Origin of the sequence: Pectinatus haikarae (assembly GCF_050916305.1) — a bacterium.
Taxonomy (GTDB): domain Bacteria; phylum Bacillota; class Negativicutes; order Selenomonadales; family Selenomonadaceae; genus Pectinatus; species Pectinatus haikarae.
On record NZ_CP116940.1, the window covers coordinates 1,547,491 to 1,569,690 of the forward strand.

The window sequence follows — 22,200 nt, forward strand, 5'->3', positions numbered from 1 at the left end:
TCCGTTTTCAGGTCAAGGCCCGATCAAGATGAACATAACCGCCGTCCACGAATATCCACTGTGCAGTGGTATGCGAGGAGACCGGCGACAGCACGAAAACCGCCATGTCAGCAATTTCTTCAATAGTGGTGAAACGATGTTCGTAAGGAATTTTATCGGTAATAATTTTTTTTCTGGTCTCCGGATCATCAAAGGTTTTGATCCAGTTCGCATAAAGAGGCGTCCAGCATTCGCTGACTACCACAGCATTACTGCGGACATGATCCTTTGCTAGAGCTGAAGCCCATTCTCGTGTCAGCCCAAGAATAGCACCTTTGGCGGCAGCATAGGCACTTGTTTTGCCTTGACCTGTCAGTGCTGTTTTTGAAGTAATATTTAGGATTGAACCATGACTGTCTTTCAAATACTGTACAGCTGAATGGACAAGCTCGTAATAATGGGTCAGGTTGCCATGCAGACTTTTTTCAAATTCCTGCCATGAGGTAGATTCCAAATCCTTGTTATCATTTGCACCGGCATTATTGACGATACCGTAAATACTGCCATGTCTTTTCGCGATATCATCAACAATAGGTTTTATTTTATCTGCTTCATTTAAGTCAATTTTAATAAATTCATAATTGTTGGTATACTTCTCCAAATTTTCTTTGAAATCGGCAGTGATTGCTGAGCGGGAAAGAATTATCGGAACAGCCTCCTCTCTGGCAAGAGCGATACTGATGCCGCTGCCTATTCCCTTACCTCCGCCCGTAACAAAAACTATTTTGTCTTTTAACTGTAAATCCATCTAAAAGTCCCTCCCTATATTTTTTAAACTGTAGTAGCCAGACGCCAGATAGAAAAATCATTCTGTTTATTTATTTCGGCTTTTGTCAGCATGCCATTACTGACTGCTGTGATAAAATCCAATATTTCTTCGCCCATTTCACAAGTGTTTTTTTCACCCGTTATGACAGCACCGGCATCAAGATCTATCATGTCATTCATTTTTCTGAATGTTTCAGAATTTGAAGATACTTTGATAGTAGGTACGATAGGACTGCCGGTAGGTGTTCCGCGCCCCGTGGTGAATACGCATATGTTGCAGCCGCCCGCGGCCATTCCGCTCAATTGTTCAATGTCATTGCCCGGAGTATTCATCATAGTAAGCCCTTTGTCTGTGATTTGTTCGGCATATGCCTTTACAGCAGTTACCGGCTGGCTGCCTGCTTTATAAATGCAGCCCAATGATTTTTCTTCTATACTGCTTAGTCCACCCTCAATATTTCCGGGACTGGGATTGGCACCACGAATATCCGCGTGTGCGTCTATAACAGCCTGTTCAAAACCTCGGACTGTGTCAAGTATATCTTTTTTTACTTTTTCATTTTCAGCCCGCTCCGCCAAAAGATGTTCGGCACCGATCAATTCTGTAGTTTCGGCTAAGATCACGCTTCCGCCATGTTCGATAACAATATCAGAAACTGCACCCAGACTAGGATTGGCGCTCAGTCCTGAAAAACTGTCGCTGCCACCGCATTCTGTACCGAGAATAACATCAGCCAGGGTACCTTCGGTTTTTTTCCCCTGAACAGCTTCCGCAAGCATCTTTTTGACGATTTTCACACCTTGTTTTATAGTTTCATTGACACCGCCAACTTCCTGAATTACAAGATGGTGAACTTTTTTATAAGGCGCGCGTTCACTGATTTCTTTTGCTACGTCTTCGGCTGGGACACCTTCACAGCCGAGTCCCACTACCAGAACACCATACACATTCGGATTTGCGCCTGTGCCGACTATCACAGATTTTGTCTGAGCGGCGTCATAGGATAATTCACTGCAGCCATGCTGATGAGTCACATAAACTACGTTTGTTTCCTGAGTGGCGGATAGATCACTGTAAATAATAGAGTTAGCTATTTGTTCAACGGTTTTGTTTGCGCAATGGACACTGGGAATTACTAAGATATGATTACGAAAACCAAAACTGCCATCACCTCTGCGGTAGCCCATAAGCGAATATTTTTTATCACTGTGTGCAGTCTCGGGATGGATGAGGCGGCTCTGTATGATTTTTCTTACCTTGGAATCGGTATCGCCCCGGCCGCGCTCGCTTTCAAGATTGTGGATATGCACCCACTGACCTGCTTTTATATCACTTGCGGCAACGCCTATATGCGAACCATATTTAATGATGGTTTTCCCTTGGCGAATGTCTGTCGTGGCAAATTTATGACCCTGCTTTATATCTTGGAGAAGAACGGTGTCCAGAGCAATGTCGCCTTTTGGCAGAAACTTTAATGTTGTTGCGACATTATCTGCCACATTTACATGCAATGCTTTCATCAAGACACTTCCTTTTGTTAGTATATAAAAACTTAGTTCGTATATAATTACAAACATATTATATCAAAGCATAAAATATAGGTCAAGATAATATTTTGACAACTTCGTTAAGTATCAATTTTCTGTCATTACTAAAAAAAAGACCACTCGACGTGCAGTGATCTGTTCAGTAAAAATTTTATTTTGTATTATACAATAAGATATTAATCAGAGAATAATTTTATGCCACCGGGTAGAGAAGATATTTCTGTTTCGATGGCTCTTTCGTGAAATCGTAATACATTTATAATATGTTCTATTTTTTCTGGTGTGGAGCGGAATATAGGCAGACTGACACTGATGGCAGCCTGTATTTTATTTTCTATCTTAATAGGAACGGCAAGACATTCAATGTCTATATTTGTCTCGCCGATTTCATGCGCATACCCTTTTTTCCGAACCTCTTGCAAAGTTTTTAAGAGACCAGTTCTGCTAGCAACAGTGTTTGCTGTGTAAGAAAAGAGCTTTTCCGGATACAATATGGTGATATTTTTCTCGGTCAGACCACTTAAGAGGCATTTGCCCAGAGCCGTGGCATAAGCAGCAATAGTTTTTCCGGCAGATGATTCAATACGTATAGCCTGCTTTGGTTCAGTTTTTTCTATATAAAGAACATCTTCCCCGTCTAAAATGCCCAACTGGCATATTTCATCACAGGAAGTGACGATTTCGCGCATATGCGGTTTGAGTATATACAGATAGCTGAGCGAATGAGCGTAAGAATATCCGAGCTTAAAAGCCCCTCTGCCTATTGAAATAAATGAGCCGTTGCTTTCAAGGTATTCTTTTTCTAAAAGTGTTGCAACTATGGGATGCAGCGTACCTTTTGCTATGCCGGTGCTGCGTGAAATTTCAGTTAAAGTAAGTCCCTTTTCATTATCATATATTGCCTTAAAAACTTCTAAGACGCGAAGTGTAGGCATATGTAATTTATCCATATTTATCGCCATTTCATAAATTTTATTGTAGAAATCATAATTTTATGATGAAATATCAGGAGCAGATGCGAAAAACAATGTTGTTTTTCTTACGGTAAAAATATTAAGACTCTGAATTCGCGGGAATATTATTCATTGTATGATTGGAGGTCGTAACGCAGTGCTTCCATGGCCCGTTTAGCCGCAGCCACATGGCACTCTGGAGTGCAGACAGAGCAGCGGCTGCATAATTTGTTAATGGCTTCTATAGCTTTTTCAATATTTTGCAGATCATCATTATTTTCCATCAGTTAAGCCTCTTTATTTAAAGATTTATAGCCGAGAGAGGATTACCGGGTATTTTTTTAACAGCGCCGTACTGATTGTTTCGCCGATTATTTTTTTGCCTGCAGCGTCAGGATGGAGTCCGTCAGTAGTAAAACTGCTTTTTAGCAGCCCCTGATTATCGGCAAGGAGCAGATACGTGTCTATTGAGTCGGGATAGGAAAGTATCCAATGATTTAATAAGGAAAGTTGTCTTTGCCAGTCAGGTGCGGGTGTGATATCTATACGCTGCATTTTTTCGGGATAGATGGGACTGGCAGTGACCATAACAGGGATTATATTGTTGTCAAGGCATAAACTGCGTATTGCCGAAAGATTTTGAATAGCTTCATCTGCGCTGATTCCGGCACGTATATCATTTATTCCGCCCATGATGACTAATATACGAGGATGGAAAGGCAGTACATCTTTGGAAAAACGATGCAGCATGGCTCCTGTGGTATCACCGCTGTAACCGATGTTTAAAATCGGTACGACGGAATAGGTCTGCCAATTGTACATGGTATATCCTGGAGGAGTGCTGATAGCACCGCCGCCGTGAGTTATGCTGTCACCCAATGCGGCTACCTTTATATTCTTGTCGGTAACAGAAAAGTAGGATGGTGCGGACCAACGGCTTATAGGCTTATTATCAGCATCACGCGCCTGGACAGTCCAATAATACTTGCCCGCCTGTGTGTAAGCTGCCGGATCATAAAAATCAAATGTATCGTCGGTCTGATATTCATTAAGTAATTTGTCATGTGTCGGAACGTTGCTGCCATCGTCATAATATATGCGTAGAGTATATTTTGCGGCATGAAGGTAAGGAATCCATGAATAAACGGGATAAAGCGGAGTATAAGCCATTTTATCGAACTGAGTGGTGGGAATAGGTCTGTCGCTGTTGATAATAGAATTGCCCAGAGCTTTATAGGGACTGTAATCACTTATGGGATTGCCGTTGTAATCCAGTCCGCGCACCTGCCATTGCAGCTGATCGGGAGTTTCCGGTAAAAGTCCTGTATCCAATTCGTATCCTGTCGCGTAGATGGACTGTACAGCAGTTATCTGCTGACCTGTGAGCGCATTGCTGATATTAAGCTCATATTGAACCGCATTGGGAACAGGTGACCACAAGATACTTATTTTGAGGGGCTGTTCTTTTACTGTTATACCATCAGCCACGTTTTGTGCAGGAAGAGCGGCACAGGTATAAGAAAACTGCGATGCAAGCAAAACAAAAACGCAGAATGCAAATATTGCCTTAAACAAAGATAAAAGCACATCCTTTAAAAAACTTTTAAATTTATTATAACATAAAAAGTACCAAACCGAATAAGTCGATTTGGTACAAAATTATAGATAAATAAAGGCGGTAGTTATTGTTCATTACGATTGTCAGGAATATTGGTGATTATGCGTCCGATACGGATACCGGATAAAAGATTCCAGCCCCATTTCAAAGCAACAGTCATGTTGGTATGTGTACCGGCCAACCTCATTAGATGAATGAGCATCCATGCACACCATGCGAAAAAGCCTTTCATTTTAATGCTGCCTTTAAACATGACAGCCTGACCTCTTCCGATTGTGGCCATACTGCCTACATCGTGATAAACAAATTCTTTTAAATCGGTTTTACCTTTTATAAGTTTCTTTATGTTTTCAACACACACGACAGAACCCTGTGTAGCAACGGGAGCGATGGTTGCCAGGGGACGACCGCTTTGTTCAAAATGGGAACAGTCACCTATAGCAAAAACTTCCGGATGATTGGGGATCTGTAATGTTTTTCCGACGACTACCCGCCCTGCACGGTCCACTTCAGAACCAAATTTTTCTATAACAGGGACAGCTTTTACACCGGCGGCCCAAATTACTGTATTAGTCGAGATGCTCGTACCATCTTTCAATGTGAGTGTATTTTCGTCACAGTCGACTACTTGTGTGTTAAGACGGACATCGACATTTTTTGAACGGAGGACACGTACAGTTTCGTTGCGAAGATTTTCCGGCATCATAGGCAGAACCTTGTCCGTGGCTTCAATAAGAATAATAGAAACTTCATTTAAGTCAAGACCGTGATACTCATCTTTCATGGCAATATGAACCAGTTCAGATAATGATCCGGCTTCTTCGATTCCGGTAGGACCACCGCCAACACAGACAAAAGTAAGCATTCTCTTGCGTACTTCAGGATCCGCTTCGCGTTCGGCACGTTCAAACATGTGGAGTACGTGATTGCGTATATGAATTGCCTCACGTAAGGTTTTCATCCCATAGGTAGAGTATGCCAGCTTATTCATACCGAAGTAATTGGTCGTTGAGCCGGCGGCGAGAATAAGGTAATCATATTTCACACGTTTATATGGTGTGATGACTTCCTTATTTTCTGCATCAAAACCCTGTACATGGGCAAGCATGAAACGGACATTTTTGTGCTTGCGGAAAAATGCTCTTGTCGGATAGGCAATTTCGTCGATTGACAGCATAGAGGTAGATACCTGGTACAATAACGGTTGAAATAAATGAAAATTATTGCGGTCAATCAATGTTACATCCACATTTTCCTGAGCGAGTAACTGGGCTGCCTTAATTCCCCCGAATCCGGCGCCTACAATTACTACATGAGGTCTTTTTTCTGACATATTTCCCACTCCTAGAATAAAATCTGATTAACTGCAATTATTGGCAGCAGTGCGGTACGATAAATACGTACCTTTTGTCACAAAGTTATTATAAACGATTGTGAATAAAATAACAAGTATATTTGTGAATAAAATATCATACGTCCTCTAAATGCCTTTATCTAGGCACTCTTGTGTAATTCGTCAAAAATTTTACGCAAAAATACGATTGATATCGTCCTTAGCTTTTGCTCTCATTTCATCAGTATAGTGCACATAAGTATTCAGCACCGTTTTAACTTTATCACCTAACAATGCCGCCACAGTCTGTACATCAACTCCGTTAGCAATCAAACGTATTGCATAAGTATAGCGGACTTTTATGACAGGACAAACTATGCCTTATTTAAAAAAATCAGCGATATGTTTGACAACAGGGTGGATCGAGCAATGCAGCAGCTTGATGATGAGTTGCAGATCATCCTCAAGGGCCGGTGGTTTGAGCGGGATTCATGGGAGTTTATTTCAAGCCAGATTCACTCAGGAATAAAGCGCTGCAGAATTAAACATGATGAAGCATTACAGAGCATGGCAACAGCTGTATTCGGGACGAAAGCGGTCCGAATACAGCTGTCTTTCGTGTTTTTCAAGTAACCTGTGGATAAATCGTTGTTGCCAAAATGACCCTTTTAGGGCAGAACGCGACCTTTTCATGATCTTTTCCCGACCCTTTTACGACCTTTTTAGGACAAAAGACGACCCTTTTTTGACCCGTTTTTTTAGGTATCAATTGCAGGACAACACATTCTTTTCTTGAATTTAGTATTATAAATTTATAAGGGATGAAAATTAAATTATGATGGAAAGATGAAAAAACAAGAGTTCTATATGAAAAAAGACTACAGGAAATTTATGCACCATTACTTTTTTACTTAATAAGGAGTGAGACCTATCGAAACTATGTAGTAAAGGTGCTAAATAGAAAAGATGACTTTTTAAGTAAAGAGGTTAATCCTATAATTACGCCAACACCATTACATTCCGGGCAATCAATTAATAATGCAATAACCGATGGTAAACTCAGTTTATTAAATTTATTAAAATCAAAAAGTGTACTTGGATTATCTACCCCAAACTTACTAAAACTAACTGCTCAATATGATTTTTTATTAAGGGAACAGATATATACGAGTCAAGATTTATTTAAAAAAACTTCTCCAGATATAGAAGCTGAAGATACAGCTGAAAAGAAAACATTGGACAAGATTAGGTTGCCATTGTTTGAATTAGAAAAAGCAATTTTCAAAGAAATTCAGACTGGCTATAATAAATGCACAAAAAAACTAAAATTATATAGTAATTTTCAAATAAATATTGTTGATGATTTAATAGATTTTAAATAAACACAGAAGGCATCCTCCAGGGTGCTTTTGGTACTATAAAAGCGTAGATGCTGTACACCAAAATAACGGTGTTGAGCATTTGCGCTTATTTCTTTACAATGAGGAAGTAATTGGCCTTTTTGTTATACTCAAAAACTGAATCCAAAAATTTTTTAACCTGCTAAGAAACTGATTGACTTTTCTTAGCAGGTTTTTATGCCCAAAAAGCGCTGCCATTATAATATGACAGCGCTTTCTCATGAAGAATATAAACTAGTGATGAATTAACGACGATCATCTTCCCAATGTCCATCTATCCATTGATTATGATACCAATGTCCATCAACCCAATGTCTATGGGAATGATGTAGTGGAGGCGGAGGTGGTCCCGGTTCATCAAAATACTGAGGAGGTGGATTATCATTTGGGTGTGCTGATACGATTGTTGTTCCAAATATACCAACTGCCATAAATGCTGATAGCGCAAATGCTGTCACTTTTTTTCTTCTTGACTTAAACATATATTCGCTACTCCTTTTTTACTAACAATCAGGTGTTTTTAGCTATTACAGCACCAACAACAGCACCAGCGATCGCAGCTGTTGTGACTTCACCGGTAGAATGTTCATCATCATGGTGGCGCGCTTCTTCGTGGCGTGGTGGAGGCGGCGGATTATCATCTGGATGCGCCTCTACAAGGGTAGTTCCTAAGATAGTTATTGCCGTAAAAGATGAAAGAAGCAACGCTGCTAATTTTTTTGTCTTTAATTTAAACATGTTAATCACTCTTTCTTATTATAAGGATTCATTTACTGTTTGTAGATACTTTACTATACTTTTAAGTAAAGTATGTGACAATAATGTGATATTTTGAGGGCAAATTCCAATCAGGAGGTAGTGATAGTATGCTGACAAAGATATGTGGACATTGCAGCCGAAAGCTGCAGATCAATGAATAATGCGAATGCCAGAAGCAGCGGCACAAAGAATATGACAGACACAGCCGCAATAAAGACTCAGCAGCTACCACAGCAAGATGTGGTAGCTGCTGTCAGATAACTGCAAACGTAAATGTAACGGACTGGATTTATACGCGCTGCATGTTAAGCATAAACTTGTAAAAGGCACGCTGAGCCATCACATTGTTGAGGTAACAGAAGACAAGAACCGCGCCTATGATCAGTCTAATCTCATTTATTTAAGCGATAAAAGTCACGCAGAAATCCATGAAGCCTATAAAAAATCAGAAATGTCAAAGAAGAAAATGCAGGGGATTCTCTTTGATATCATTAAGGCCGGTGGGGGTACCTGAAAAAGTTTCAGAGATGAAAATATAGTACCGCAGTTGGTCTTTTTTCGCGCAAAAATGCCAGAAATGAAAAATTCTAAAAAGAGGTGATAGCATGCCGGGAAGACCGCGAAAAGTTGTAGACATATCGACCGGAAAAATAGGGAAAAACAAACGCAGCGCCAGACGCCAGCAGGAAAAGAAAATAAAACTGCCGCGCGATGCGCTTTCACCGCCTGCCTGGTTTGATGAAGATACCGCAGCCGAATTTACCCGCGTTGTTGCCAATGCTGGACAGATCGATTTGCTGGATAATCTTGATCTGGCCATCCTTGCAATATATACCAATGCCTGGAGTCGGTATATGAAACTTGTGCAGCATATCCAAAAATATGGTGACACTGGTTACCTCAAAAATGGTTATGAAAAATATGAAACGGTATCGCCTTACCTGTCAGCGCAGGAACGCTATGTCAAACAGATTATGCAGTGCAGCACAAAGCTTGGTCTTGCCACGACAGATCGGCTGAAGCTGATCGTGCCTGTCAAAGAAGACAAAACCGTAAATAAATTCATCAAATTTCTGGATGCCTGATGACAGATCGGACGACTGCCTATGCAAAGCTGATTGCTTCGGGCGGGAAAATAGCCGGGCGCAGCGAATACCTTGCCTGCAGGCGGCATCTTGACGACATCACTACCAGCTGCAGCTATTGAGAAAACAGATCGGACAGTCGTTGCTGATCAGCCAGATAATAAAGATTATCAGGTCGGTGTGTATAAAATAAATCTCAAGAAAAATTATTATGCCGGTACCGGTGTCGGTGTCAATGACGGGAAGGTCTATATCCCGGTTGCGCTGCGGCGTAATTATGATAAAGACCATGCGATTGAACTACAAGCAAATATAGATACTCAAGGGAAAGTCGACGGCGGACAAATTATGTGGAAGGTAGGTTTTTAAAATGAACAATGAAATTATTGATATAAATGTCACATTGTAATATAATATATAAAATATTATATTATAGAAAGCGTGATAAGAATGATTAAAAAAATATCAACATTAGTAGTTGGTGCAGCTATGGTAACGGGGATACTTGGGACCTCAATTGTAAATGCGGCCCCAACACCGCAGGAACAATATCCCAGCCAAATACAACAATCTCAAGATAATCAGAAACCGATTTCTCAGAAAAAACAAAAAAAAGAACAAAAAGAAAAATGTAAAGAAGATAGCAACAAAAAACCTATGCAACAACAGGATCAAAAACAAAAGCAGGATCAAAAACAAAACCAACAGCAAGCTCCAGATCAATATCAGCAACCACAACGATATTAAGCAGTTAAAATTAAAACCTCGGTATTGGTATAAAATCCAGTGCGAGGTTTTAATTTTTGGTAGTAAATTTTATAGACATGGTTGTGTAGTAATGATTATTTTTTTGAGAAAAAATCATTATAAGCTTTTTTCTAATTATTCAATATCATTTTACAGTGAACAGTAAATATAATGTAATTGATTATAACTTAGTCGAAAAGGAAGAGGAACATGAAAAATGAAATAAAAAAGATACTCTTAAAGATATTTCCAGCAATACTCTTAACCTTTTTTACACCTAACCTTAGTCATGCGGCTATATCTCCGATTAACATATCAGCCGATGATGCGATTATTGGTGTGAACACCTATGGATTTGTGGATCTTGAAGGTGCTAAACCCTCTGCTATTATCGTAGAATACAATCAATCTATTGATGCGGCAACAGTTCATAAGGATACGTTTAAAATTAATGATTATGTTACAATGCAAGAACAAGAGTATGGATTTGATCAGTCTATTGAACGTGATGGTGATGATATACAGGGCAATGAAGGTCAAATTACTAAGGTCTATGTGAATAATGCGCCAGCACCATCTAAGACTGGAGGTACAAAATATGGACGTTATGCTATCATTGAACTTAATAATACATATATGCTTAAAGGGCAAAATTTACCGTATACTACTTCTATGATGGCTGGAGTCGTGCAAAAAAATGATATTACTGGAGAAAAAGGATTGATAACCGACAGTAAACAGGAATTTAAAAATTACACAATGACACAAAAGCAGGACGATCAGGGTAGAATGCGGGCTGTAATAACAACTGATAAATCTCATATAATTTTACCGGAATTCGGTCCAGAAAGTGGATGGACAATACACTACATAGGACAGAATGCATTTAAGGCGACACATTGCTATAGCGAATATACGGGGAAATATGAAGACTTTGAATTACCGTATTCTATCTATGTACCGGATGAGGCAACATTAAATAATTATAAGGGGCATATTTCATTAGTCGTACACATGGAACATGCTGGTGCAAATGATATGGATCCTATGGCAGCTATAACTTCCTCTAAGGCAGCCGTAAAATTATCAGAAGCCACTGTTCAGTCCAAAAATCCAGCTATCATCGTTGTACCACAAATTGAAAATAATCGGCGTTCGACTAATGATGTTGTGGCTTCCAGTGAAGCAAATACTGCTGTATGGGAGCTACTCGATCATATTTTAGAGAAATATAAAGGCTATATTGATACAAATCGTATTTATGGTACGGGACAATCCATGGGTGGCATGTTGCTCCTTAATATGGCTGCGCAACGAGATAATTTCTTTGCAGGTCTTGCATTGGTAGGTGCCCAGTGGTCTAATAGTTATGACAAACCATTTCAAAATAATGGAGCACCAGCTCGTTCGCCGGAAAATGATACTATTAGTTTTAACGGCTTTGGTCTGGACAAAGAAAATTATCAGAACTGGTATTACATGATTTCAGATGATAATATTTTGGTATCTACTTGTGCTGATGATCCTATGGGAATTGGTGAATGGCGTGCATTATCTGATTATTATGCAGCGGCTGGTGTTAAAATTGCTTATGATGAATGGGATCCATATTTAAGTCTTGAAAAACAGAATGAGAGAGAAAAAAATCTGACACAGCATCAGAATAATAGTCCTGGAACAGGCATAAATTGGGTAACATTTACACGAGGTAACCATATGTCAACGTGGAAGTATGGATATCAATTGGATTATCCTTTTACTTGGCTTTTTGCACAAAATAGAAAAACAGAATTAAGACGGGGCAAGATTGCACAGCTTAAAAATAAGTGGCTTGGCCGCGATTCTGACGGGAAAGTTAAAATTGGTTCTGGTACAGCACATCTAAATTCTGCACAGTTTACGCCAGATGGCGCCAGTGATATATATGCAGAAGGTTGGACGTCAGATTCAGTTAGAAAGAAATTGAAGGATACTGCACCAACAGATATTCAAAAATAATACATCTAAGCTCTATGTAATCACAATAGGGTTAATTAAACAAAAATGTATCTGTCTCTATTTTTGAATTTACTGATACGCTATTTTGGGTAAGCAATCAACCAAATAGTATAGAGCAAATACCGCTGATACTGTATAGTAGCTACAAAATCAGCGGCATTTTTCTATCCTCATATTTTCAGTAATCAACCTCAAAATTTGGGGAGCAATCAGGGAGTAACAGCAATTATAAGCAGTCAACAAAAGCTTGATATATCAACATTTATCCGTTAGTCACTGGTAACAAATTGGAAAAAACTTAGAAATTCAAAGTAAATCGGTAGGAATTTTCCTGCCGATTTACAACTTTTACCGACGTACCCCAGCAATGTATGTTATAATATACAAAATTTAATAGCAATAGGATAAGTGATAATAATGGAATGGCTCATGGCTTTAGATCATAATATAATATTCTGGATACAAAATAATCTGGTTAGTGGTACGATTACGCCTTTTATGAAAAGCTTATCTTGGTCGGGTAATGCAGGAAAAATATGGATTTTTTTTGGGGTTATCCTGTTCTGTATAAGAAAATACCGGCGTACGGGAATAGCTGTTTTCATTGCATTGTTTTTTAGTTTGATTATCGGTGATGATTTACTGAAACATACTGTTATGCGATCAAAGCCCTGCATTGATTATCCGTGGGTACCCTTACACCTTCATATGCCCGCGGCTAATAATTATTCTTTCCCCTCAGCACATGCATTTTCATCTTTTGCAGCTGCATTCGCTATGGTCAGAGGAATAAGAAACCGCTGGATTTTACTGATGATTGTGTTGGCCGTTGGCATAGCATTTTCACGGGTATACCTTTTTATGCATTACCCAAGCGATGTGCTGGCTGGAGCTTTTTTAGGAATCTCCGCGGGAGCAGCTGCGTGGTATCTATCAGGAAAATTATTTCTTAAGAGAAAAAAGTAAGCCCGGTGACTAACTTGGCTTACTTTTATTTTCCTTGATATTCCGCCATTGCCAATTTTGCACATAGTATCCAGCCAGGTCTTTATTGCCCCTGATTACCAAAATATTTTCGGCATTTTTACTTTCAGCCGATTTAGTAAAATTAAATGAGTCGGTGACAATGTTGATATCGTCGATAATCATGATCTTGCTGTGCGCAATCTGGAAATCATGATCAATCTTCAGTGGGATTTTATTATCTGCGAAAAATTTAGCTGAAGAATATTTTTCAGTTTCCTGCGATTTATCCAGAATAATTCTGACATTTATATCGCGCTTCTGCGCATTCACAAGTGCCTTTGCGATCGGTGCAGAGGTAAACGAATATAGCTTGTACCCGAATACTACTTTTGGCTTCTCCTATGGTTTTTACGACGGTATCCGTCGCTCCGCCGCCGGGACTGAATGCAACTTCCTAGCAGCGTTCACTGTGTTTGGATGATTTATAGCTGCAGGGAGCGCCGATTGTGCTTCAACATTGTTAATAGCTGCTGATTTACTGCTGTTGTTGCAGCCAAGCATAAATCCAGCGGCAAAGATAATGATAGCTGAGATTGATACAGTTATTCTTTTCATTGTTGGTTTCTTCCGTCAAAAATTCGTCAAAAATAAATACATAAACATGCGTATTAATGCATACTCTTAATACATATCGCTATACCACAAAGCCCTATTTTATGCCATTTTAAATAGATTTGATAAGAGTAAGCCACATGACGCTTGTTTGTGAATAAAATAACTTTTTTAGGGATATGCATGAAAGGAGAAAAAAAGAATCATTTCGTATTAAAAATATAAAAAATTGACTTTTTTGTATGAATAAATTACAATCAAGAGACGATAATTGTGTTATTCAGCAGTTTGTGTATTGATAAGGGACTTGTGTAGAGAGGATGTCAAATCGTAATGAATTATCCGGAAAATATAAAGACAAATGAAGATATTTTGAATGCATTTAAAGTGGTTATGCCATATATTAAAAATATTGTTCGTGAAGATTTGGTCGTGGCGCTTACCGATCATGAAAAATATATAAGCTATGAAAAAGGCAAAAAATTTGACATAGATATTGAACCGGGAAAACCAATCACAACAGCTATTGAGAAGAGTATAAACAGCAGATCAATCGTAGAGGAAGATACGGAAGAACATGTGTATGGTGTGCCAATAAGAGCAATTTTTTCTCCGATTTACGGAATTGATAATAAAGTAATCGGCACAGTCAGTAGCGGCATAGATATGAAGTCAAATGTTGAACTGCTGAAAGCTGTTCAGGATGTGGCCAAGTCCGCGCAGGTGGCCTATCAATCAATAGAACAGGTGGCAAACAGTGCCAGTGAGCTGGCAAAATCAGGGCAGGGTTCGATAACAGAGGCAACCAATCTGAAGAGAAAAAGCGGTGAAACCGCAAAAGTTATTGAGTTTATCAATAATATTGCACAGCAGACAAATTTGCTCGGATTGAATGCAGCTATAGAAGCGGCAAGAGCCGGTGAGCATGGCAGAGGTTTTGCTGTTGTTGCCGAGGAAGTACGTAAGCTTGCTGATCAGTCCAAGACTGCGACTGAGCAGATTAATTCTATTCTGGAAGAAATGAATCATGCAGTGGCTGAGATATTCAAGTCGATAGAAACGGTAGCGGCGATCAGTGAAGAGCAGGCTGCCTCAACAGAGGAGATAACGGCCACTCTTGGTCATATTACAAAAGCAGCGGATGATTTGGATGGTTTTATGGAAAGCTATAAATGACCTCAATAAATAAAAACAATGCCGGATGTGTTTATCCGGCATTGTTTTTATTTATATTGTTTTCTGCTGGGAGATGACTGATAACCAAGCTGTTCACGATATTTCATAACTGTTCGGCGAGATATATCTATACCTTGTTTTTTCAGTAAGTCACATATTTTCTGATCGCTCAATGGTTTGGTAATGTCTTCGTTATTAATAAAGTCTTTTATAAGCTGTTTTATTTGTATGGCTATAATTTCTTCACCGGTGGGTTTAGATACGACGTTAGCAGTAAAAAATTTTCTTATGCCTATAATGCCGTGCGGTGTTTCCATATATTTATTGGCTATGGCCCGGCTTACCGTAGACTCATGTATATTTAATATTTCTGCTATCGTTTTCATAGACAGAGGACGCAGATAAGAGGAACCCTTGTCAAAAAAGGTTTTCTGATGGAAAACGATCTGGGAGGCCACATTATAAAGGGTTTGTCTGCGCTGCTCTATGCTGTTTATCAGCCATATAGCTGAGTTGACACGCTGCTCAACATATTTTTTTGTTTGTTTGTCCATACTGTGTGTATTGCGGTAAAGATCACTGATACGCAGACTGGGAACGGTGTATTCATTTACAAAAATGATATATTTATCATCAATTTTTCGGACAGTAACATCGGGGATTATATGTTCTATTTCTTCATTGCCGTATGCTGCACCCGGTTTAGGATCGAACTGTTTTATTGTATCAGCGGCATTTTGCACGTCGATAATGGGGCAGTTTTCTTTTTCAGCTATTAATTTCAACTGATTTTTGGCAAGATTGTGAAGATACTTGTCGATGATAACAGCTACAAGACCATTATAAAGACCAAGGCTGCAGGCTTGAAGACGCAGACATTCTGACAGATCACGGGCGCCTATGCCGGCTGGTTCAAAGGTTTGAATGATACTGAGAATGTTTTTTACCGACTGCAGTTCTGTTTTGGTGAGAGCTGCTATTTCTTCCGCAGAAATTGTAAGATAGCCTTTTTCATCGATGCAGCCTATGATATAATCAGCGATGCGATGTTCCTGCTCGCTGCTGAAAGTCATACCGGCTTGTTCATAAAGATTATCGGCAAGGTCTTTGCAGGGCGCCGGCAATCTTTTGAAATCATAGCCTTCACCGGATGCTGCGGTGTGATGGGCAGTGCTGCCGCCTTCAAGAAATTCAGCTAATTTTTTAATATCCTCGGCATTGAGTTTTTCGGGAGTGTCGGCAGAAATATCAGGGGCAGGTTCTGCAAATTCCAAAGTAGGATTTTCATTGTATTCCTGTTCAATGGTCTCATGAAGTTCCTGCGAAGACATTTGAAGAATTTTTACGGCCTGCTGCATTCTCGGCGTCATGATCATTTTTTGTTTTATGCTGAGACTCAGATCTTGTTTCATTTCGCTGTCCTCATTGTCTTTTTTTGCTCATAGCCGCTGCTATAGCTGCACCCAAAATGGAGCCGCCGTTTTCTGCCGCTAAAGTGATCCCGGCAGCATCAGCACCGAGCACTTCATTGAGAGCTTTATACATGCTGCCTTCTACGCCGGGCATTTTTTCAAAAAGTGAACCATCTATGACTATTTTGTGCGGCGGAAGTGTATCTGGAAATATGTGCCATAAAATACCGCAATAGGTCGCGGCGGTGAGGCGGGCTGAACGATTTACTATAGATGCAGCCAGTTTTTGGATAAATAGGGCATCTTCCAAAGAAAGATCAATATTGGAGCGGGCTTTGAAAAGTTTTACTACAGGAGAAAAATCTGTATCAGAAACATTCAGAACAAAAGAAAGGTCCTCACTGATGAAGGCAGGTAATGTATGCATATCATATATATCCTGAACACAGTAGGAAAATAATTTACCAAGATAGCGCCCGGATACCATTTTTTCCAAGCGCTGCTGATAAGGATATTCTGAGGCAGCGGCAAGATGGCTGTCATATTTATTAACAGACAATTTATCAAAATTGCCTATTTCAAGATTTAAGATCATAGGTGATGGAATTGAATCAGTGCTTCTTTCAAAATAACATGTATTATGCCCTGTAGCATAGATAGAGCCTATATAAGTGTCTGCAGATTTATAGGCTGCCGATAGAAGTACGGCTACTGTATCATTTATTACTGCAACAGGTTCCACATTGCCGATATTCTGTCTCTGCAGTGCCTCTTTAAGAAGATCATTGACTATTTTTCCCTCGACATCTCTGGTGGCAAATTCCTTTGTCCAGGTCATCAAGCTGGCGTTATATATATTTGTCTGCCTTGAGGGAAAGGAAAATGTGTGGCCAAGATAGTATTTTTTCTTTCGATCGCCGTCGATCGCTTCGTCGATGACAGATGCAATAAAGTCAAAAAGCTCACTGCCCTTGGAACCGGAACCGATAAAATCATACAGACCGGAAAACTTTAATGGTTTAGCAACTTTTTTGCTGATTTTGAAATTACCATTGCCATCTAAATGCACTAAGGCAGCACGCAAATTTGTACCGCCAAAATCCAGCGCCAGATACTCACCCGTTTCATTGCCGGTGGGAAGACCTATATAAGATCTAAGCATTTTTAAAGAGCTGGGATTACCGGATAAACCTTGCTCAATATCGTAACGAACACAAGCTGCTGCCTGTGCCAGAGCAGTTCCCGGTATGTCAAATTCATTGATTGCCTGCATAAAATAGCTGTGTTTCATCGTCATGCTCTCTTTTCCATTTTATGATAACTTACTGCCGTTTATCTTATGGGAAGAATTTCCAGCCAGTAGCCGTCAGGATCGCTTATGAAATAGATGCCCATTCCTTTATTTTCATAGCAGATACAGCCCATTTCTTCATGCATTTTATGTGCTTCGTCAAAATTATCCACAGTGAAAGCGAGATGTACTTCATTGTCCCCCAGATTATATTTTTCTTTGCGATCTTTAAGCCATGTCAATTCCAGTTCGTGTGTGCTTTTTCCGTCACCTAAGTATATAAGTGTAAAATTGGGAGTTTCTTTGCGGTGCACTTCCTTGAGTCCGAGCGCTGCTTCATAAAAAGCTATTGATTTTTTTAAATCAAAGACATTGATATTATTGTGGGTAAATTTAAAATTCATGATGTCAGCCTCCTGATATTAATATATATTATTTTAGCAGATTAAATATATATTAACAATCGATTTTGCTGTCTGAGCGATATATACACATATAAAGTGATAAAAGCAAAAATATGCTTTATGTAGAAGCTGACTGTGGTATAATAAAGAAAAATGTATTGCGCCGATAGAGGATACGGAATACTGTTTAAAAAATTCTAAGTTTTGCATTTTATCGGATAAGGATGGATGTAGATGGTAGGAATTGTGATAGTGTCACATAGTCTGAAGGCAGCAGAAGGCATCAGAGAAATAGCTGTCGAAATGGGAAAACCGGGGCAGCCGATTGCGGCAACGGGGGGCTGTGATGACGGATGTTTAGGAATAGATCTTGATAAGGTAGAACGTGCTATCGAAGCGGTTGATGAAGGGCACGGCGTGATTTTATTTGTCGATTTGGGCAGTGCGATAATTTGTGCAGATATGATAAAGAACAGAAGAAAATTGCATGAAAAGGAAATCTGCATAGCGGATGCACCTGTTTTGGAAGGGGCTGTCATAGCGGCAGTGGAGGCATCACTAGGCAGTTCTATGGAAAAAATCCTGGAAGTAGCAGCCAAAGTTAAAGATATATCAAAAATACAGAAAATAAATTAAAAAGAATCATGCATAACGCATGATTCTTTTTAATTTATTTTCTGTACGAAATGTCAGGTACAGGAATACATTTCTATTGGAGAGTATCTTCGACAGTACCAGGAGTTAAATCGGAAGATAATACAAGCTGCCATTCGGCTATAAGGTTTTTGGGAAGTTCATAACGCTGCTCAGTTAATATAGAATCCTTCTTTAAGTCTTTTTTTTGGTAATGTGGTTTTTTATTACCCTTCTTGTCTTTGGTATAGCCCACATTGCTGCCGTTCACTATTTCTGGAAATACTACTTCCACTTTGTCGGCATCATAAAGCGGAGTTAATAAATCAGGCGTAACTTTAAATGACATGAAATAAGAATTGGTATAAGTGACTTTTTTCAGGGGCAGCGTTTTAGTTGAACCGTCCTTGGTATATTCTATTTTGGGCAATTGATCTTTATCAAATAATAAATCAACAGACTCAGTATGAGAGGTAAGAGACAATTCTCTGAGTAAACGATAATGTGTTTTACTGCGATTATAAAAACGTGTTGTTTTTACGTAAACAGAAAAAATATTTTCAGGCTTAACTGAAGATGGTTTATTCGTACCGGCTGATGCTGCATCGGACAGCGGCTCCGGAGCCTGCATATAGGTGAAAGCACTTTCTCTGGCAACGACATTGCCGCTTTCTGTCTGGCGAATTTCGGCATGTGCACTCGTAGGAACATAAAACAGGACAAGAAACAGAAACAATAATATCTTTTTCATGAAAATAAAATCCCTTTGCTGAAAATTTTGTATTACTAACACTGTTCTATTTTAGTAACGCTATATCCTTCATCTTTGATAGCATTACGCAAAATATCTTCATCAGTACTGCAGCTGACGAGCGCATACTTATCTTTCAGACTTATTTCTCGTATTTCATGCATTCCTTCAAGATCACCCAAGGCTGCTTTGATATAGGATATGCAGTGTTCACACATCATACCGTCAATATAGATTTTCAACATAATAAAGACCTCCTGAAATAATGATAAAGTAGTTATTCTAACGGGCAGGATCAGTCCGTTGGATATTGAAAAATAAATCATCTGTGGATGTGAGTAACTTAAAGCTTATGCAGGAAAAGAGGGATTTTGATTACTAAGAATCCCAGCAAAGTCATGGCAGTGGCGGCAGCAGCAGGAAAGAATTCAGCTGAACCCAAATAATAAGGAAAAATAAATATGCTGGCAAGCACCAGAAAAAAGAAAACAGCAACACAAATAAGTTTACAATGTATATGCTTCATCATATATCTGCAAAATTTGATTGTTTCAGCTACACGCTGCAAGCTGCCGCCTGGGTATATTATGTCAGCAGCGGAAACTGCGGCTGGATTTACATTGTGGTCTAGGAATATCCCTATATCTGCTGCCCTCAGCATCGGTAAATCATTGTCGGCATTGCCAACGGCAGCTACAGTAAGTCCGTGTGTATGCAGCAGTTCAATTTCCTGTGCCTTATCATCTGGGAGCAGCTCAGCTTTATATTGAGTTATAGACAGCTGGTCCGCGATATATTTGGCGGTATTTTTATTATCACCGGTGAAAAGCATTGTATTTATTTTCATGTTGTGCAGATGGGCAAGAGCTGTCTTACTGCCATATTTTATAGAATCCGTCATTGTCAAAACACCGTGACAGTATTTTCTTAAAGCAATATAAATAGGAGTGCTTCCCTCCTTGGAAATTTGAAACCCCTTCATTTGAAGTTCATTGCTGATATTGATGCCTTCTTCCTTTAGCCATGAAGCTTTGCCTACACGGACTATATCTCCGTTGACAAGCGCTTCTGCGCCGCTGCCTTCTATCAACTGTGAGGAAGATATCCTTTGAAGATGAGCCTGATTTTTTACGGATGAGGCGAGTAATGCTTTAGACAGCGTGTGTTTGAGATCTTTTTCTGTGCTTGCCGCGAGAGATAACAGAACTTTGGGAGTTATGCCTTCTGCCTGCAGAGCAGCAACAGCAGGCATCCCTTCGGTAAGTATGCCTGTTTTGCCAAGTATGACGGTGTCTATATGATATATCTGTTCAATGATTCTTATATTTTTGAAAAAGATGCCACAGGTATACCATTGCCTTGCAGCCGATAAAAAAGGGATGCGTGCAGAGCTGATGACAGACGGTGGATAGCCCGCAACTAGAATTGATGCAAGAACAGAAAAGATAAATGCAGGTGATTCTTTTATGTAAATAGCCAGAGCAGCAGCAAAAAGACTGGAAAAAATAGTAAAAACAGCAGATGCTCTCACTATTTTTATTGTAGTATGTTCGATATCCGTATTCATATTTGCAGCTGTTTTTTGCAATTTTGTAAGCTGCAGCAATACGGACTCGTTCACAGCTGCCGATACGCGATAATGAAAAGTCCCCTTTGTGTTTATCGTTCCAAGGAATACTTTATCACCGGGAGCTTTATCAATAAGGTCAAAACTGCCGGTAAGCTTCGATTCATCAACACTGCCCTCTCCCCAGGAAATCTCCCCATCGGCGGGAATCGTCTGTCCTGTTTTAATCGTTACAATATCATCCGGCTGCAGGTGAGATGAAGAAACTTGTTTTTCTTCGTCAGTATCAAGATCAAGTACAGCAGCAGAGGCAGGAAAATCAGCATCTTGGCGCAAAGAATCAGTTAACCTTTCTATATGGCTGGTTTCACATACTTTAAGAGCAGTTGCAAGAACAATGATGAGGCACGATGTTTCCCCGTAGAAATTGCCGGCAGAGGGGTTTATGCCCATGAATACAGGAATAGTTTCATATAGACCAAGTAAAAATACTATTATGATACCGGTACATATCAATAGGTCAGGACTTAAAAGACCGGCGGGGCCTTTCGTGCTGCCGAAAAAATATTGGATATTGATCAGCATAATAAATATGATAATGAAAAAACGGGCAGTAATAAATGCACCCTGATCATGAACGGGATCTATGATCACAGGCAGAGGCAATGCTGCAGCCTGTGCAAGGTTCAGATATATTAGAAAAAGTAAAGCTGTTATAGAAATCAGCAATATTTGCAGCGGATATTTGATAGTATAAAAACGAACTCTGGGCAGAGCGCCTACACAATATCCGGAATTTTGCAGAAGCTCTACGACAGCGGCAAGATCATTGTCTGAACAACTGACAATCAGGGCAGGAACAGATGCGTCGAATGCTATTATTTTCGCGCCGATGACAGATTGTATAATAGCTGTAAATTGATCTGCCGTGGCATCATTGCTTATATCGACCAGTGAGATGGTATGCAGAGACATGGAAATAGCTCCTTCGATTATAATAAAATCAGTGGTTTCGATAAATTTTGAAGCATATGGCGAAAAATGCAAAATTTAACGAAACCACTGATAAATAAGCTTTTATCCCCGGATAAAACAACTGTATCTGAACTTGGGGAATAATAGAATACTATTATTCTGAAT

Annotated in this window: 25 protein-coding genes and 1 pseudogene; 10 read left to right on the top strand and 16 right to left on the bottom strand. The window is 39.5% G+C overall.

The features are described from left to right. Positions 1 to 7: 7 nt before the first annotated feature. The 6 genes from NXG61_RS07595 to NXG61_RS07620 all read right to left on the bottom strand — a co-directional run bounded on the left by NXG61_RS07595 (position 8) and on the right by NXG61_RS07620 (position 6,259). Complete coding sequence (locus NXG61_RS07595; protein WP_307224666.1) at positions 8 to 787, bottom strand: SDR family oxidoreductase; 780 nt, start codon at positions 785 to 787, stop codon at positions 8 to 10. A 23-nt stretch (positions 788 to 810) separates the two neighbouring features. Beyond that, on the bottom strand, positions 811 to 2,328 hold the full coding sequence (locus tag NXG61_RS07600) for a UxaA family hydrolase (protein ID WP_307224664.1): 1,518 nt from the start codon (positions 2,326 to 2,328) through the stop codon (positions 811 to 813). Positions 2,329 to 2,531: 203 nt separating this feature from the next. Continuing rightward, positions 2,532 to 3,305 carry an IclR family transcriptional regulator gene (locus NXG61_RS07605; RefSeq protein WP_307224662.1) on the bottom strand — a complete coding sequence of 258 codons (774 nt, stop codon included), beginning with the start codon at positions 3,303 to 3,305 and terminating at the stop codon, positions 2,532 to 2,534. Between the two features lie 128 nt (positions 3,306 to 3,433). After that, positions 3,434 to 3,592, bottom strand: a complete 159-nt coding sequence (locus NXG61_RS07610; protein WP_307224660.1) for a hypothetical protein — start codon at positions 3,590 to 3,592, stop codon at positions 3,434 to 3,436. Positions 3,593 to 3,617: 25 nt separating this feature from the next. Beyond that, positions 3,618 to 4,883 carry an SGNH/GDSL hydrolase family protein gene (locus tag NXG61_RS07615; RefSeq protein WP_432748896.1) on the bottom strand — a complete coding sequence of 422 codons (1,266 nt, stop codon included), beginning with the start codon at positions 4,881 to 4,883 and terminating at the stop codon, positions 3,618 to 3,620. A 107-nt stretch (positions 4,884 to 4,990) separates the two neighbouring features. Then, positions 4,991 to 6,259 carry an NAD(P)/FAD-dependent oxidoreductase gene (locus NXG61_RS07620; RefSeq protein WP_196603663.1) on the bottom strand — a complete coding sequence of 423 codons (1,269 nt, stop codon included), beginning with the start codon at positions 6,257 to 6,259 and terminating at the stop codon, positions 4,991 to 4,993. 429 nt (positions 6,260 to 6,688) lie between these two features. Between NXG61_RS07620 and NXG61_RS07625 the strand changes: the two genes are divergently transcribed. After that, positions 6,689 to 6,892 carry a hypothetical protein gene (locus NXG61_RS07625; protein WP_432748897.1) on the top strand — a complete coding sequence of 68 codons (204 nt, stop codon included), beginning with the start codon at positions 6,689 to 6,691 and terminating at the stop codon, positions 6,890 to 6,892. A gap of 317 nt (positions 6,893 to 7,209) precedes the next feature. Then, positions 7,210 to 7,641, top strand: a complete 432-nt coding sequence (locus NXG61_RS07630; RefSeq protein ID WP_307224653.1) for a hypothetical protein — start codon at positions 7,210 to 7,212, stop codon at positions 7,639 to 7,641. 263 nt (positions 7,642 to 7,904) lie between these two features. Here NXG61_RS07630 and NXG61_RS07635 read toward each other — a convergent pair whose 3' ends face one another. Both NXG61_RS07635 and NXG61_RS07640 read right to left on the bottom strand, forming a co-directional pair. Further along, entirely contained in the window at positions 7,905 to 8,141 is a 237-nt protein-coding gene (locus tag NXG61_RS07635; protein ID WP_307224651.1) for a hypothetical protein, read from the bottom strand. Positions 8,142 to 8,169: 28 nt separating this feature from the next. After that, entirely contained in the window at positions 8,170 to 8,397 is a 228-nt protein-coding gene (locus NXG61_RS07640; RefSeq protein WP_307224649.1) for a hypothetical protein, read from the bottom strand. Between the two features lie 626 nt (positions 8,398 to 9,023). Here NXG61_RS07640 and NXG61_RS07645 point away from each other — a divergent pair. The 6 genes from NXG61_RS07645 (at position 9,024) to NXG61_RS07670 (ending at position 13,214) form a co-directional block, all read left to right on the top strand. After that, positions 9,024 to 9,503 (top strand): phage terminase small subunit P27 family, encoded by a 480-nt coding sequence (locus NXG61_RS07645; protein WP_307224646.1) that lies wholly within the window; start codon positions 9,024 to 9,026, stop codon positions 9,501 to 9,503. Continuing rightward, the gene (locus NXG61_RS07650; RefSeq protein ID WP_307224644.1) at positions 9,503 to 9,625 is read left to right on the top strand and encodes a hypothetical protein; all 123 of its coding nucleotides are present in this window, start codon (positions 9,503 to 9,505) and stop codon (positions 9,623 to 9,625) included. Before NXG61_RS07645 ends, NXG61_RS07650 begins: the two co-directional genes overlap by 1 nt. Beyond that, positions 9,594 to 9,872 carry a hypothetical protein gene (locus NXG61_RS07655; RefSeq protein WP_307224642.1) on the top strand — a complete coding sequence of 93 codons (279 nt, stop codon included), beginning with the start codon at positions 9,594 to 9,596 and terminating at the stop codon, positions 9,870 to 9,872. The genes NXG61_RS07650 and NXG61_RS07655 overlap by 32 nt, the downstream gene beginning before the upstream one ends. Positions 9,873 to 9,953: 81 nt before the next feature. After that, positions 9,954 to 10,250 (top strand): hypothetical protein, encoded by a 297-nt coding sequence (locus NXG61_RS07660; RefSeq protein ID WP_307224639.1) that lies wholly within the window; start codon positions 9,954 to 9,956, stop codon positions 10,248 to 10,250. A gap of 210 nt (positions 10,251 to 10,460) precedes the next feature. Then, positions 10,461 to 12,248 (top strand): hypothetical protein, encoded by a 1,788-nt coding sequence (locus NXG61_RS07665; RefSeq protein ID WP_307224637.1) that lies wholly within the window; start codon positions 10,461 to 10,463, stop codon positions 12,246 to 12,248. A 417-nt stretch (positions 12,249 to 12,665) separates the two neighbouring features. Continuing rightward, positions 12,666 to 13,214 carry a phosphatase PAP2 family protein gene (locus tag NXG61_RS07670; protein ID WP_307224706.1) on the top strand — a complete coding sequence of 183 codons (549 nt, stop codon included), beginning with the start codon at positions 12,666 to 12,668 and terminating at the stop codon, positions 13,212 to 13,214. Positions 13,215 to 13,223: 9 nt separating this feature from the next. Here NXG61_RS07670 and NXG61_RS07675 read toward each other — a convergent pair. Together NXG61_RS07675 and NXG61_RS07680 are read right to left on the bottom strand one after the other, a co-directional pair. After that, positions 13,224 to 13,568 (bottom strand): annotated as a pseudogene (locus NXG61_RS07675) (phospholipase D-like domain-containing protein); the annotation flags it as partial. A 54-nt stretch (positions 13,569 to 13,622) separates the two neighbouring features. After that, on the bottom strand, positions 13,623 to 13,829 hold the full coding sequence (locus NXG61_RS07680) for a hypothetical protein (protein ID WP_307224635.1): 207 nt from the start codon (positions 13,827 to 13,829) through the stop codon (positions 13,623 to 13,625). A gap of 330 nt (positions 13,830 to 14,159) precedes the next feature. Between NXG61_RS07680 and NXG61_RS07685 the strand changes: the two genes are divergently transcribed. After that, entirely contained in the window at positions 14,160 to 15,002 is an 843-nt protein-coding gene (locus tag NXG61_RS07685; RefSeq protein ID WP_196603664.1) for a methyl-accepting chemotaxis protein, read from the top strand. Positions 15,003 to 15,049: 47 nt separating this feature from the next. Here NXG61_RS07685 and rpoN read toward each other — a convergent pair whose 3' ends face one another. From rpoN to NXG61_RS07700, 3 genes are read right to left on the bottom strand one after another with little or no spacing between them, the layout of a single operon-like run. Further along, positions 15,050 to 16,414 (bottom strand): RNA polymerase factor sigma-54, encoded by a 1,365-nt coding sequence (gene rpoN / locus NXG61_RS07690; protein WP_307224633.1) that lies wholly within the window; start codon positions 16,412 to 16,414, stop codon positions 15,050 to 15,052. Positions 16,415 to 16,424: 10 nt separating this feature from the next. Next, the gene (locus NXG61_RS07695; RefSeq protein ID WP_307224631.1) at positions 16,425 to 17,711 is read right to left on the bottom strand and encodes a hexokinase; all 1,287 of its coding nucleotides are present in this window, start codon (positions 17,709 to 17,711) and stop codon (positions 16,425 to 16,427) included. A 35-nt stretch (positions 17,712 to 17,746) separates the two neighbouring features. After that, positions 17,747 to 18,109 carry a VOC family protein gene (locus NXG61_RS07700; RefSeq protein ID WP_307224629.1) on the bottom strand — a complete coding sequence of 121 codons (363 nt, stop codon included), beginning with the start codon at positions 18,107 to 18,109 and terminating at the stop codon, positions 17,747 to 17,749. Positions 18,110 to 18,343: 234 nt separating this feature from the next. Here NXG61_RS07700 and dhaM point away from each other — a divergent pair, with 234 nt between their 5' ends. Next, positions 18,344 to 18,745 carry a dihydroxyacetone kinase phosphoryl donor subunit DhaM gene (gene dhaM / locus NXG61_RS07705; RefSeq protein ID WP_196603668.1) on the top strand — a complete coding sequence of 134 codons (402 nt, stop codon included), beginning with the start codon at positions 18,344 to 18,346 and terminating at the stop codon, positions 18,743 to 18,745. 73 nt (positions 18,746 to 18,818) lie between these two features. On the opposite strand, the gene NXG61_RS07710 is transcribed toward dhaM, so the two are convergent. The 3 genes from NXG61_RS07710 to NXG61_RS07720 all read right to left on the bottom strand — a co-directional run bounded on the left by NXG61_RS07710 (position 18,819) and on the right by NXG61_RS07720 (position 22,035). Next, a complete protein-coding gene (locus NXG61_RS07710; protein WP_307224627.1) occupies positions 18,819 to 19,493 on the bottom strand; it encodes a hypothetical protein in 675 nt (224 codons plus the stop codon). A 35-nt stretch (positions 19,494 to 19,528) separates the two neighbouring features. Beyond that, positions 19,529 to 19,738, bottom strand: a complete 210-nt coding sequence (locus tag NXG61_RS07715) for a heavy-metal-associated domain-containing protein (protein WP_196603670.1) — start codon at positions 19,736 to 19,738, stop codon at positions 19,529 to 19,531. 98 nt (positions 19,739 to 19,836) lie between these two features. Beyond that, complete coding sequence (locus NXG61_RS07720; RefSeq protein ID WP_307224625.1) at positions 19,837 to 22,035, bottom strand: heavy metal translocating P-type ATPase; 2,199 nt, start codon at positions 22,033 to 22,035, stop codon at positions 19,837 to 19,839. Positions 22,036 to 22,200: the final 165 nt, after the last annotated feature.

Bases quoted from the DNA above. Each gene is read 5' to 3' on its own strand.
- NXG61_RS07595 (WP_307224666.1), bottom strand. From the start codon at position 787: ATGGATTTACAGTTAAAAGACAAAATAGTTTTTGTTACGGGCGGAGGT.
- NXG61_RS07600 (WP_307224664.1), bottom strand. From the start codon at position 2,328: ATGAAAGCATTGCATGTAAATGTGGCAGATAATGTCGCAACAACATTA.
- NXG61_RS07605 (WP_307224662.1), bottom strand. From the start codon at position 3,305: ATGGATAAATTACATATGCCTACACTTCGCGTCTTAGAAGTTTTTAAG.
- NXG61_RS07610 (WP_307224660.1), bottom strand. From the start codon at position 3,592: ATGGAAAATAATGATGATCTGCAAAATATTGAAAAAGCTATAGAAGCC.
- NXG61_RS07620 (WP_196603663.1), bottom strand. From the start codon at position 6,259: ATGTCAGAAAAAAGACCTCATGTAGTAATTGTAGGCGCCGGATTCGGG.
- NXG61_RS07625 (WP_432748897.1), top strand. From the start codon at position 6,689: ATGCAGCAGCTTGATGATGAGTTGCAGATCATCCTCAAGGGCCGGTGG.
- NXG61_RS07635 (WP_307224651.1), bottom strand. From the start codon at position 8,141: ATGTTTAAGTCAAGAAGAAAAAAAGTGACAGCATTTGCGCTATCAGCA.
- NXG61_RS07640 (WP_307224649.1), bottom strand. From the start codon at position 8,397: ATGTTTAAATTAAAGACAAAAAAATTAGCAGCGTTGCTTCTTTCATCT.
- NXG61_RS07645 (WP_307224646.1), top strand. From the start codon at position 9,024: ATGCCGGGAAGACCGCGAAAAGTTGTAGACATATCGACCGGAAAAATA.
- NXG61_RS07650 (WP_307224644.1), top strand. From the start codon at position 9,503: ATGACAGATCGGACGACTGCCTATGCAAAGCTGATTGCTTCGGGCGGG.
- NXG61_RS07660 (WP_307224639.1), top strand. From the start codon at position 9,954: ATGATTAAAAAAATATCAACATTAGTAGTTGGTGCAGCTATGGTAACG.
- NXG61_RS07665 (WP_307224637.1), top strand. From the start codon at position 10,461: ATGAAAAATGAAATAAAAAAGATACTCTTAAAGATATTTCCAGCAATA.
- NXG61_RS07670 (WP_307224706.1), top strand. From the start codon at position 12,666: ATGGAATGGCTCATGGCTTTAGATCATAATATAATATTCTGGATACAA.
- NXG61_RS07680 (WP_307224635.1), bottom strand. From the start codon at position 13,829: ATGAAAAGAATAACTGTATCAATCTCAGCTATCATTATCTTTGCCGCT.
- NXG61_RS07685 (WP_196603664.1), top strand. From the start codon at position 14,160: ATGAATTATCCGGAAAATATAAAGACAAATGAAGATATTTTGAATGCA.
- rpoN (WP_307224633.1), bottom strand. From the start codon at position 16,414: ATGAAACAAGATCTGAGTCTCAGCATAAAACAAAAAATGATCATGACG.
- NXG61_RS07695 (WP_307224631.1), bottom strand. From the start codon at position 17,711: ATGACGATGAAACACAGCTATTTTATGCAGGCAATCAATGAATTTGAC.
- NXG61_RS07700 (WP_307224629.1), bottom strand. From the start codon at position 18,109: ATGAATTTTAAATTTACCCACAATAATATCAATGTCTTTGATTTAAAA.
- dhaM (WP_196603668.1), top strand. From the start codon at position 18,344: ATGGTAGGAATTGTGATAGTGTCACATAGTCTGAAGGCAGCAGAAGGC.
- NXG61_RS07710 (WP_307224627.1), bottom strand. From the start codon at position 19,493: ATGAAAAAGATATTATTGTTTCTGTTTCTTGTCCTGTTTTATGTTCCT.
- NXG61_RS07715 (WP_196603670.1), bottom strand. From the start codon at position 19,738: ATGTTGAAAATCTATATTGACGGTATGATGTGTGAACACTGCATATCC.
- NXG61_RS07720 (WP_307224625.1), bottom strand. From the start codon at position 22,035: ATGTCTCTGCATACCATCTCACTGGTCGATATAAGCAATGATGCCACG.